Raw genomic sequence first — 10,703 nt, 5'->3', positions numbered from 1 at the left:
CCTGCCCACCGCTGGGCTCGATCGGCTATCCGGCCTGAGTGTCCGCCACCGCGCCGGCGCGGTGGCGGACACTCAGGCTCCGGCCAGCCAGTCTTCTTCGAGACCGCCGAGAACGAAGCCGTTCTCGAAACGCACCGTGTACCTGGTCCGAGCGCCGGCTCCGGCACCCACTGCTCCCATCCCGATGACCCGCTGACGGAGGTCGTCGATCAGGCCGGCGGTGAAGCTGTCGAACCGGCTGCCGCGGACTTGCTGGTCGAAGCTCGCGAGCATGTCCGGGGACGCGCCGCCGGCTTGCACTGCCGAGCCGGAGACGATGCCCGTCAAGCCCCCGGCCAGGAACAGCGGACCGGGGAGGCCGGTTCCGGCCGTCATGCCGTCCGCGCTGACCTGCACATCCCTGGTCAGCCTCACCTTCGCGCCGATCTCGTACGGCATGGGTGGTCCCCCCTCGTTCGATCTTGGCCGTGACCGGGACAAGCGTAGTCGGGGGGTCTCAGGAGGACGGTGGGTTCGCCAGGATCAGGACGGAGACCGGCCGGCTGCGCGTGCTGCTCTCCCGGTACCGGTTCGCCGGCGCCGTGGCCGGGGTCATCGGCCGGGCCGTCAGGCCCGTGCCCCGCGGCGGTAGGCGCCCGGTGGGGCTCCGAAGTGGCGCTTGAAGGCCTTGGCGAAGGCGAGCTCCGACGTGTACCCGCTCTTCGCCGCGACGGTGGTCAGGGAGAGGTCGCCGTCCCGCAGGAGTCATCCGGCCGTCGTCATGCGCCACGTCGTCAGGTAGCTCAACGGCGGATCGCCGACGACGGCGGTGAAGCGCCGGGCGAAGGCCGCCCGGGACAAGCCCGCTCTGCCGCCGAGGGATTCGACGGTCCACGGATGCCCGGGGTCCTCGTGGATGGCATGCAGCGCCGGTGCGATCACCGGATCGGTGAGGGCCGCCGCCCAGCCCCCGGCGCGTTCGTGCGACTGCTCGTCGTACCAGCAGCGCAGGATGTAGACGAGGAGCAGGTCCATCAGCGACCTGACGACGGCGTCGGATCCGGGCCGCGGGGCGTTCATCTCGACGCAGAGCTGATCGACCGTCGCCTGGAGCGCCGGATGGCGCCCCGGGCGGGCGGGAAGGTGGATGACCTCCGGGAGTTCGCGCAGCAGGGGATGCCGGTGGTCCACGTCGAGCTTGTAGGCGCCGCACAGCAGGCGGGTCCGCGCACCGGGGCCGTCGGCGACGAGGCGGCCGATCGGCGAACCCCCGTCGACGGGTACCGGAGCGAAGTCCACGACCGGGCTCGGCAGCGAGTCGGTCAGGACGTGGCCGCTGCTCCGGCGCAGGAAGACCACGTCGCCCGCGCCGAGTTCGATCGGGTCCCCGGTCGGCGGTACGAGCAGGCACCGGCCCTCGCCGACCACATGGAACGCGGCCCCGACGACGGCCTGGACGCGGAAGCCCCACGGCGCTCGCGCCTCGGTGCGGACGGCGCTGGGACGTCCCGTTCTCAGTGCGGCCAGGGTGTCGCTCAGGATGTCCACGACGCGATCATAGTGCCGGGGGATCGAGACGATCGGACAGCGGATCGAGATTCTTGGCCATTCATCGTCTCGCGGCACTGACATAGCTTCACCTCATGACACTGAACCAGAAGAAGATCGTCGTCATCGGCGGCACCTCGGGCATGGGCTACGCGGTGGCCGAGCAGGCCGCGAAGGACGGGGCCCGCGTCGTCGTCGCCTCGCGCAGCCAGGAACGCGTGGACGCGGCCGCGTCCACGCTGCCCGGCGACACCGAGGGCCGTCGCATCGATGTGACGGACGAGTCCTCGATCGCCGCGTTCTTCGCCGGACTCGGCGAGTTCGACCACTTCGTCTACACGGCCGGAGACACCCTGCTCCTGAAGGGGATCGAGGACCTCAGCTCGGCCGAGGCCCGCGCCGGCTTCGAAGTCCGTTACTGGGGAGCCTTCCTGGCCGTGAAGTACGCGGTGCCGGCCATCCGTCCGGGCGGCTCGATCGTCGTCACGTCCGGAGTGGTCGCGACCCGCCCGCTGCCCGGCTCGCCGGTCCCCGCCAGCACGACGGGAGCGATCGAGTCCCTGACCCGAGCGCTCGCCCTGGACCTGGCCCCGCGGGGGATCCGTGTCAACGCGGTACGCCCCGGCGTCGTGCGGACCGAACTGTGGGACGGCCTCGTCCCGGAACCGGAAGCGTTCTTCCGGAGCCAGGGCGGCGGACTCCCGGCCGGTCGGGTCGGGCAGCCCGGGGACGCCGCGGCGGCCTATCTCCTCCTGCTGGGCAACCCCTTCGCGACCGGCTCCGTGCTGACGCTCGACGGCGGGGGGTCCCTCGTCTAGACCGGTCGGCAGACGGCTCACGTGGGGCGCCGGGGGTGGGGAGCGCCGGGGGTGGGGCGGCCGTCCCGGCGGTAGCGGTCGGCCGCGGGGCGTCCGAGCGGGCGCGGATCACGGGGCTCGCGACCCGCTCGTAGGTCCTGCCCGATCGCGGCTACTCGGCGTAGGGCTGGTCGGCTCCCTGGGCGCTGTAGCCGAGGCTCCAGAGGTAGCCCTCCGGGTCGGCGAAGGTGCCGCCGTACCCGCCCCACGGCAGAGCGCCGGCGGGCTTGAGGACGGTGGCGCCGGCCTGCTGGGCCTCCGCCATGATCTCGTCGACCCGCGCCTCACTACGGACGACGTAGGTCAGGACCAGGCCGCTGAAGCCGCTGCCCTCCTGGTCCGTGCCGACCTGCTCGGCCAGGCCCTCGCGGCCGTAGAAGCCGACCGGCGAGGCGCCGTCCGATGCGAAGAACACCGAGATGCCGTAGTCGTTCTGGATCTTCCAGCCGAGCCCCTCGGTGTAGAACCGCTTGGCCCGGTCCATGTCCCGGACGCCGAGGAGGATGGAGCTGACGTGCGCCTTCATGGCTCACTCCTTGTACTGGTGGATGTGTGTGCGCTACTGGTGGAGGTGTACGCGGTACTGGCGGAGGCGTACGCGACGTGTGGGTGTGTACGCGCCGGCGATCCGGGCCGGGGCCCGGCTGTCGTCAGGACGGCGTGGGGGCGAGCGCCTCGGCGGCCTCCCAGACGAACCCGTCCTGGTCGGTGAAGGCCTCGGCGGCGCTGCCGAGCACGATGCGGTGCGAGCCCGTGCCGTCGACGGGGACGCCGAGGTCCTTGGCCAGGGCGCGGCGCTTGTACAGCGCCAGCTTGACGGTGCCGGCCCGACCGGGGGCGAACTCGGTGTACTTGCCGCCGAAGCTCTTGGCCACGGTCAGGCCCCGGTCGACGTAGACCTGCTTGGTGGCCTTCACGTCCTCGACACCGAGCAGCAGGACGACCTCGTCGATCTCGCGGGTGGCGGGGCCGGTGTCCTTCTTCGCGGAGGTCGCGATCTTCCAGATCGTCCCGTCCGGGGCCTGGACGACGCCGCCGTAGCCCCACAGCGACTTGGCGGCGGGCTTCAGGACGGTCGCCCCGGCGTCGACGGCGGCGCCGACGAAGCCGTCGACGGTCGCGGGCCCGGACACCGTGAGCGCCAGGGTGAAGCCGCGGAATCCGGTGGAGTGCGCCCCGGACGCCCGCAGGCGGATGTGCGTGTCCACGCCGAAGGCGCGGTAGAAGCGGAGGGCGGCCTCGGGGTCGGCCACCTCAAGGGTGACGGAGGCGAGGGACGTGTGGGCTGCGGTGGAAGCGGTGGTTGCCATGACCATCACGCTAGGCGCTGCCCGGCGGCCGGGGCTTCTCGATTCCTGACCGGTCTCGCGACCCGCCTCGCCACCCACGCGGGCATCCCGTCCAGGATGATCGCCGGCCCCGCCGCCGGAGCGGGACGGCCGGCCGTCGCGGCCGCCGCATCTGCCGCGTCCGCCGCACCCGCCGCGTCCGCCGCACCCGCCGGCCGGCGCCGGAAGGCTCCTGGCGGCATGCCGACCAGCTCGGTGAAGCGGGTGGTGAACGTACCCAGCGACGCGCAGCCGACCGCGCGGCAGACCTCGGTGACGCCGAGGTCGCCCCGCCGCAGCAGCGCCGCCGCCCGCTCGATGCGACGCGCCATCAGATACGCGTACGGCGACTGGCCGTACGCGGCGCGGAACTCCCGACTCAGCCGCCCGGCGGCTATGTTCGCGTCGCGGGCGAGCGCCGCCACGTCCAGTGGCCGCGCGTACTCCCGGTCGATCCGATCGCGGACGCGGCGCAACCGCGCGAAGTCGGCCAGACGCTGCGCCTGGACGAGCGCTCGCCGCCATTCCGGCCTGCACATGGGGACCCCCTCGTTCTCCGTCTGCCCTGTCCGTCTGCCCTGCCCATCGGCGTCTTCGAGCGACCGGGGGTGGCCGAGACGGCTGCCCCCGGACGCGTCCACGTGCCGCCGGCACCCCTCGCGGGTGGTCGCGCGGCGGCTCGTACAGCCGCGCCGGTACCCGTACGGCTCAGCGCAGTTCCTGGATGCGGATCAGATTGCCGGCGGGGTCGCGGAACGCGCAGTCGCGGACGCCGTACGGCTGGTCGGTCGGCTCCTGGACGACTTCGCTGTCACCGGCCTGCACCTTCTCGAAGGTGGCGTCGAGGTCCGGGGTGGCCAGCAGGATCCAGCCGAAGGTGCCCTTGGCCATCATCTCGGTGATCGTGCGGCGCTCGTCCTCGGTGATGCCGGGATCGGCGGCGGGCGGCGCCAGCAGGATCGACGTGCCCGGCTGCCCGGCCGGGCCGACCGTGATCCAGCGCATCCTGCCCTGCCCGACATCGCTGCGGACCTCGAAGCCCAGGACGTCGCGGTAGAAGACCAGCGACGCGTCCGGGTCGTCGTGCGGAAGGGTGGTGGTGTGAATGCTGATGTCCATGGCGTGCAGGCTAGAGGCAACGCCGTGGCCCGCGCTTCTCGATTCCTGATCGATCGGGACACATGCGGACGTCGGCGGACATCTCGGGCGGAGCGCCCTCGCGCCTCGCGCCCCGCGACAGCGGCGGGGGCGGAGCGGGGAGACCCCCGCCCCGCCCCGCCCCGTCACGTCACGTCACTCGGCGGGCAGGCGAGGGGTGCGCGGCGGTTCCGTGCGGCGGGGGGCCGTCGCCTCGAAGGCGGCGCCGAGGGTCAGGAGCGCGTTGTCGTCGTAGGCGCGGCCGGCGAAGGTGAGGCCGACGGGCATGCCGGTGTCGGTCATGGTGCCCATGGGCACGGTCACCGTGGGGATGCCGAGGTGGCGGGGGACCAGGTTGCCGTTGGCGACCCAGACGCCGTTGCGCCAGCCGAGGTCGGCGGACGCCTCGGAGACGTCCATGTCGGCGGGGCCGACATCCGCGACCGCGGGGAACACGACGGCGTCCAGACGCAGTTCGTCCATCCACTCCTCCAGGTCGACCCGGCGGGTCTCCTCCAGTCCGCGCAGGCCCGCTTCGACGTGCGGCATGTCGGTGAAGGAGGCGTACGGGCGCTCGCGGACGAAGCGCGGGTAGTCGCCGATGGTGTCGTCGAAGCCGGCGTAGCGGTCGGGGAGTTCGCCCTGCCGCTTGGGCCAGATGCGGTCGCCGTCGACCTCGGCCAGGGTGGCGAGCGCGGGGTCGGCGTTGGCGCGCAGGAAGTCGTCCCACGCCCAGGCGGAGAGGTCCTCGATCTCGACGGTGAGGTAGTCGCGGCCGACCAGGCCGCGGGTGAGCAGCGAGGGCGTGCCGGGGCGGTCGGACTCGTAGTTCGACACGACGGGGAAGTCGACCTCGACGACCTCGGCACCGGCGGCCTCCAGGTCGCGGCGTGCGGCTTCCCACAGGGCGATCACCGAGGGGCGGGTGTCGATCCGCTGCCCGGTCTGGCCGCCGATGCCGCCCTCGGGGTTCGTCCCGGCCTCGGGGTCGGCGTTGATGTACATCCGGGGCACGCCGACGCGCTTGCCGGCGAGCGCGGCGCGCGCCGCCCCGGCGTCGGCGGGGGCGAGGGCCGGGTAGGAGGCGGGCCGCACCCGGGAGGCGGCGGGCAGCGGCACCCACGGCTGGGCGCGCCACAGGTCGCCGCGGGTCTCCGGGTCGTCGGCGACGATGACGTCGAGCAGCTCGAACAGGTCGGCCATGGTGCGGGTGTGCGGGACCACGACGTCCATGGTCGGCACGAGCGGCCAGTTGCCGCGCACCGAGATCACGCCACGGCTGGGCGTGTAGGCGCACAGCGCGTTGTTGGAGGCGGGGGCCCGGCCCGAGGACCAGGTCTCCTCGCCGAGGCCGAACGCGCCGAACGACGCGGCGGTCGCGGTGCCGGAGCCGTTGGAGGAGCCGGAGCCGTAGGCGCTGGTGAGCCAGTCGGCGCTGTACGGGCTCTCCGCGCGGCCGTAGACGCCGCGCTGCATGCCGCCGTTCGCCATCGGCGGCATGTTGGTCAGGCCGATGAGGACGGCGCCGCCCGCGCGCAGCCGCTCGATGGCGAAGGCGTCGCGCTGGGCGACGAGGTGCTCGAAGGCCGGCGAACCGGCGGCGGCCGTCAGCCCCTTCGCGAGGTAGCTGTCCTTCGCGGTGTACGGGATGCCGTCCAGCGGGCCGAGCGTCTCGCCGCGCGCGCGGCGTGCGTCGGAGGCCTCGGCCTCGGCGCGGGCGTCCGGGTTCATCACGACCATCGCGTTGAGGGCGGTGGCGGTGCCGGGCCGGTCGTACGCGTCGATCCGTGCGAGGTAGGCGTCGAGCAGCTCGACCGCGGTGGTCCGGCCCTTCTCCAGTGCCTCGCGCAGGTCGGCGATACAGGTCTCCACAACGTCGAATCCGCGCGTCATGCGGGTGCCTCCTGGGTGGGGGTCGGGCAGGTGGATCGCCGGGCGGCGGGCCGGTCGCGCGTACGCGGCCGCCACGCCTCCGGCGCACTGACTAGAATTTCAGTCTAGACTACGGATCTAGACCCCCAGGATCGAGGTGCGGCCATGTCGACGCGAGAGACCGAGCCGGTGACGGGTGCCGAGGCGGGCGGCGCGTCGGGCGCTGGGACGGGCACTGAACCGGGCGCCGCTCCCCAGCCCGCCCCGACCCCGGCCGACCGGAAGCGCCAGCCCAGCGGCGACGAGGCGCGGGGGCGGGCGATGCGGGCCGCCATCAGCGTCATCGCCGAGAAGGGCACCGCGGCCGTGCGGATGTCGGACATCGCCGCGCGGGCCGGCATGAGCACCGGGCACATCCTCTACCACTTCGGCAAGAAGGACCGGCTGCTGCTGGAGGTCCTCGCGTGGAGCGAGGCGGACCTCGGCTCCCGGTTCGAGCGGGCCGCGGACGAGGCCGCGTCCCCCGCCGAGAAACTGGCCCTGTTCGTCCGCTACTACCTGCCCCGCCACCCGGGCGACGAACGCTACGCGCTGTGGACGCAGGTGCTGGCCCAGTGCCACGACGACGCCGGCCGGCAGGTCCTCACCGACCTGTCCGACGTCTGGGAGGAGCGGCTGGAAGCCGTCCTCCGGGAGGGGCGGGCGCTGGGGCAGTTCGCCGACGTGGACCCTGCCGAGTTCGTCATCAGGGCGGTGGCCATGCTCAACGGGCTCTCCGGGGACGTGATGTTCGGGCGGGCCCGTTGGCAGCACGCCTCCGCGCACGCCTTCGCGCTGGCCGCGCTCGAACGCGAACTGCGGCCGGCCGGCCGGGCCTGAGGGCGCGCCCCGCCGCCGTCGCACGGGTCCGGTGGGCCGAGGGCCACCACGTGCGGCGCGAGGATCGGCGACGACCGGCGGGGGCCGGCCGGTGCGGCCGCCCGGCGGCAGGCTGTGCGCGGTGCCTCGGGCTGCGGGAGCATGCCCTCATGGACACCGAGACTCTCGTACGCACCCGCCGGGCCCTGCACGCGGTGGCCGAGCTGGTCCTGGCCGGGCCGCAGTACCGGGACAGCGGGACCATCAGGCTGCGCGCCTGCGCGGGAGGCTTCGCCACCACGGCCGAGCCGCGGCTACGGGTGATCGGCGCGGAGCTGGTCGCGCCCGGGCAGGCGCTGTCCCTCGAATGGACCACCTGCACGGCGCTCGGCGCGGCTCTCGGGCTCGCGGTCGGTGCCCCCGCCGGGCTGTACGGGGACGGCTCGGTCGTGGCCGCCGACGACGCCGTCGAGGCGGACCCGTCCGCCGCCCGCCGGCTCGCGCGGTGCTTCGCGCTCGGGGACGCCGCGTTGCGCGGGCTGTTCGCGGAGGCGGACCCGGTCATCTGGCCCGAGCACTTCGACATCGGGGTGACCGTCGACGGCGTGAACTACGGCGTCTCACCCGGCGACGCGTTCCAGGCGGAGCCGTACGCTTACGTCGGCCCGCCCACCCCGCGGCGGGGCGAGTTCTGGAACGCGCCGTTCGGCGCCGCCCGGCCGATCCGTGAACTCGGCGGCGTCATCGGCACCATGGCCTTCCTGGAGCAGGGCCGCGGGCTGGCCGCCACGACCTGACCGCCACGACCTGACCGCCACGACCTGACCGCCACGACCTGACCGCCACGACCCGACCGGCCGGCGGCGCTCGCAGGGCGGCCGGGCGGATCCCGCACCCCGGGGCCGGACTGTGACGCAGGTCAGGGCGGAGGTAGAACCCGACCGCGGCTTCGGGCGTCCGGCTGGTGTGAGATCACGAGGAGAGCACTGGGGGACTGGACGAGGAACGCCTCGCCAAGCGGGTGGCCCGAGGGGGCCGCGCGGCCCTTCCGGTGTGCGTGACGCGGGCGAGCCGCTCGCACCGGCCCGAACTCGCGCCGCGCGGCCGGGAGGCGCTGCGGGTGCTGCACGACGTCCTCGGCGACGGCGCCCCGACCTCGGTGCGGGAGGGCGCCCGGCTGCGCGTGCTCGGCGCGGCGCTGTGCGGGGCGTCGTTCGCCTGGACCCTGCCGGCCGGTTGGCTCGCGTTCACCCTCCTCGTACCGCCGCCGGGCGGCACCGCGGGGCAGGTGCTCCACTGGATGGCCGTTCCGCCCGGCACGGCGGCGTCCACCGGGACGGCGTGGGCCCTGTTCGCGACCGGCGCCGCGGCGTACGCGGCCGCAGGTCCGCGGCGGGCGCGGGCGCTCCGGCGGTCGGTCGGGGCCGTGGAGACGGGTCCGACGAGGCGTTCGGACAGGGCCATGATCCGCTGGGCGGGCGGAAGTTCGGTGCCGCCGAACTATTGGTAGGGAACTTTACTATCCATTAGGCTGTCGGTCGGCGGCTTGGCGCGGCGCCCCGGCTTGGAGGGGGTGTGACGTGCTCAGCGAGAGCTCTGACCCGGCCGCTGCGGTGGCGCGGCTGCCGCTCGCCCGGTGAGTTCGTGTGCTGTGGACCGGAGTCCAGCTCTCGCCATCTACTCAAGGTCATGGAGTTCAGGGATGCGTCTGGGTGTCTCGGCAAGACCTGTTCGTGTCGGAGTGTTCGCCGCGGTGATCACGTTGCTCGGCGGCTTGGTGCTCGGCTGGTCCGGGCAGGCGGGGGCGGCGGTCGACCCGCTGCTCTCGCAGGGGAAGGCCGCGACGGCCTCCTCCACCGAGGGGTCGTCGTACGCGGCGGGGAAGGCATTCGACGGGAGTACCTCCAGCCGGTGGGCCAGTGTGGAGGGGAAGGACCCGCAGTGGCTGCGGGTCGACCTCGGGGTGAGCGCCAACGTCTCCCGGGTGAAGCTGAGTTGGGAGGCCGCCTATGCGAAGGCGTACCGGCTGGAGGTGTCGGCGGACGGGGTGACCTGGACGGCGGTGGCCGAGGAGAAGGCCGGCAACGGCGGGACGGACGACTGGACGGGGCTGGCCGGAAAGGGCCGCTACGTCCGGATGTACGGGACGGCGCGCGGGACGTCGTACGGGTACTCGCTGTTCGAGATGCAGGTGTACGGGGTACCGGACGGCACCCCGTCGCCGACCGGCACCCCCTCGCCGACCGGTACCGCGCCGGGCGGGGCGTTCACCGTGGTGGCGGCGGGCGACATCGCCGCCCAGTGCACCGCCGCGGACAGCGGCTGCGCGCACCCGAAGACGGCCGCGCTGGCCCAGCAGATCAACCCCAAGTTCTACCTGACGATGGGGGACAGCCAGTACGACGACGCCCGGTTGGCGGACTTCAAGGCCTACTACGACAAGACCTGGGGGGCGTTCAAGGCGAAGACCCACCCGGTGCCGGGCAACCACGAGACCTACGACCCGGCCGGGTCGCTCGCCGGGTACAAGGCGTACTTCGGCAGCATCGCCTACCCGCAGGGGAAGAGCTACTACAGCTTCGACGAGGGCAACTGGCACTTCGTCGCGCTGGACTCCAACGCCTTCGACCAGAGCGCCCAGATCGACTGGCTGAAGGCCGACCTGGCGGCCAACGGGAAGAAGTGCATCGCCGCCTACTGGCACCACCCGCTGTACTCCTCCGGCGGCCACGGCAACGACCCGGTCTCCCGGCCGGTGTGGAAGATCCTCTACGGAGCCAAGGCCGACCTGGTGCTGAACGGGCACGACCACCACTACGAGCGGTTCGCCCCGCAGGACCCGGACGGGAAGGCGACCGCGGACGGGATCGTCGAGATCGTCGGCGGGATGGGCGGCGCCGAGCCCTACCCGATCGAGCAGGTCCAGCCGAACAGCCAGAAGCGGATCAGCGGTGACTACGGCGTGCTGAAGCTGGACTTCACCGACTCCGGCTACGGCTGGAGCTACGTCGGGACGGACGGCCAGGTCAAGGACACCAGCCCGAAGTACAGCTGCCACTGATGATGTACCTCGCCACCACGGGCCGCCGTCCGGACGCGCCGTCCCGCCCCGCCGGGGCGGGAC

General features: G+C 73.3%; 13 protein-coding genes. 5 read left to right on the top strand and 8 right to left on the bottom strand.

The features are described 5' to 3' along the window. Positions 1–72 precede the first annotated feature (72 nt). The 3 genes from ACFWA9_RS35705 to ACFWA9_RS35695 form a co-directional block, all read right to left on the bottom strand. Positions 73–438, bottom strand: coding sequence for a hypothetical protein (locus ACFWA9_RS35705; protein ID WP_352295970.1), 366 nt, complete (start codon positions 436–438; stop codon positions 73–75). Positions 439–606: 168 nt separating this feature from the next. Beyond that, positions 607–741: a helix-turn-helix domain-containing protein gene (locus ACFWA9_RS35700; protein WP_380393080.1), complete on the bottom strand. Its 135-nt coding sequence runs from the start codon at positions 739–741 to the stop codon at positions 607–609. A 3-nt stretch (positions 742–744) separates the two neighbouring features. Next, on the bottom strand, positions 745–1,527 hold the full coding sequence (locus tag ACFWA9_RS35695) for a cupin domain-containing protein (RefSeq protein WP_380393075.1): 783 nt from the start codon (positions 1,525–1,527) through the stop codon (positions 745–747). Positions 1,528–1,622: 95 nt separating this feature from the next. Here ACFWA9_RS35695 and ACFWA9_RS35690 point away from each other — a divergent pair, with 95 nt between their 5' ends. Beyond that, the gene (locus tag ACFWA9_RS35690) at positions 1,623–2,345 is read left to right on the top strand and encodes an SDR family oxidoreductase (RefSeq protein ID WP_380393073.1); all 723 of its coding nucleotides are present in this window, start codon (positions 1,623–1,625) and stop codon (positions 2,343–2,345) included. A 151-nt stretch (positions 2,346–2,496) separates the two neighbouring features. Here ACFWA9_RS35690 and ACFWA9_RS35685 read toward each other — a convergent pair whose 3' ends face one another. The 5 genes from ACFWA9_RS35685 to ACFWA9_RS35665 form a co-directional block, all read right to left on the bottom strand. Further along, positions 2,497–2,910 carry a VOC family protein gene (locus ACFWA9_RS35685; protein WP_380393070.1) on the bottom strand — a complete coding sequence of 138 codons (414 nt, stop codon included), beginning with the start codon at positions 2,908–2,910 and terminating at the stop codon, positions 2,497–2,499. A gap of 124 nt (positions 2,911–3,034) precedes the next feature. Further along, positions 3,035–3,700: a glyoxalase gene (locus tag ACFWA9_RS35680; RefSeq protein WP_380393078.1), complete on the bottom strand. Its 666-nt coding sequence runs from the start codon at positions 3,698–3,700 to the stop codon at positions 3,035–3,037. Then, entirely contained in the window at positions 3,700–4,251 is a 552-nt protein-coding gene (locus ACFWA9_RS35675) for a helix-turn-helix transcriptional regulator (protein ID WP_380393067.1), read from the bottom strand. Before ACFWA9_RS35675 ends, ACFWA9_RS35680 begins: the two co-directional genes overlap by 1 nt. 169 nt (positions 4,252–4,420) lie before the next feature. Continuing rightward, positions 4,421–4,831 carry a VOC family protein gene (locus ACFWA9_RS35670; protein WP_380393064.1) on the bottom strand — a complete coding sequence of 137 codons (411 nt, stop codon included), beginning with the start codon at positions 4,829–4,831 and terminating at the stop codon, positions 4,421–4,423. Positions 4,832–5,005: 174 nt separating this feature from the next. Continuing rightward, positions 5,006–6,742, bottom strand: coding sequence for an amidase (locus ACFWA9_RS35665; RefSeq protein WP_380393061.1), 1,737 nt, complete (start codon positions 6,740–6,742; stop codon positions 5,006–5,008). Between the two features lie 144 nt (positions 6,743–6,886). On the opposite strand from ACFWA9_RS35665, the gene ACFWA9_RS35660 reads away from it, so the two are divergent. From ACFWA9_RS35660 to ACFWA9_RS35645, 4 genes are all read left to right on the top strand, one after another. Then, on the top strand, positions 6,887–7,600 hold the full coding sequence (locus ACFWA9_RS35660; protein ID WP_380393059.1) for a TetR/AcrR family transcriptional regulator: 714 nt from the start codon (positions 6,887–6,889) through the stop codon (positions 7,598–7,600). A gap of 149 nt (positions 7,601–7,749) precedes the next feature. Beyond that, positions 7,750–8,376, top strand: a complete 627-nt coding sequence (locus tag ACFWA9_RS35655) for a hypothetical protein (protein WP_380393056.1) — start codon at positions 7,750–7,752, stop codon at positions 8,374–8,376. Between the two features lie 260 nt (positions 8,377–8,636). Next, entirely contained in the window at positions 8,637–9,089 is a 453-nt protein-coding gene (locus tag ACFWA9_RS35650) for a hypothetical protein (protein ID WP_380393053.1), read from the top strand. A gap of 243 nt (positions 9,090–9,332) precedes the next feature. Further along, positions 9,333–10,640 (top strand): discoidin domain-containing protein, encoded by a 1,308-nt coding sequence (locus tag ACFWA9_RS35645; protein ID WP_380393051.1) that lies wholly within the window; start codon positions 9,333–9,335, stop codon positions 10,638–10,640. The last annotated feature ends 63 nt before the right edge of the window (positions 10,641–10,703 follow it).

The sequence above is a fragment of the Kitasatospora sp. NPDC059973 genome (assembly GCF_042737525.1).
Lineage (GTDB): Bacteria > Actinomycetota > Actinomycetes > Streptomycetales > Streptomycetaceae > Kitasatospora.
This window is presented reverse-complemented; position numbering and strand designations above follow the sequence as displayed.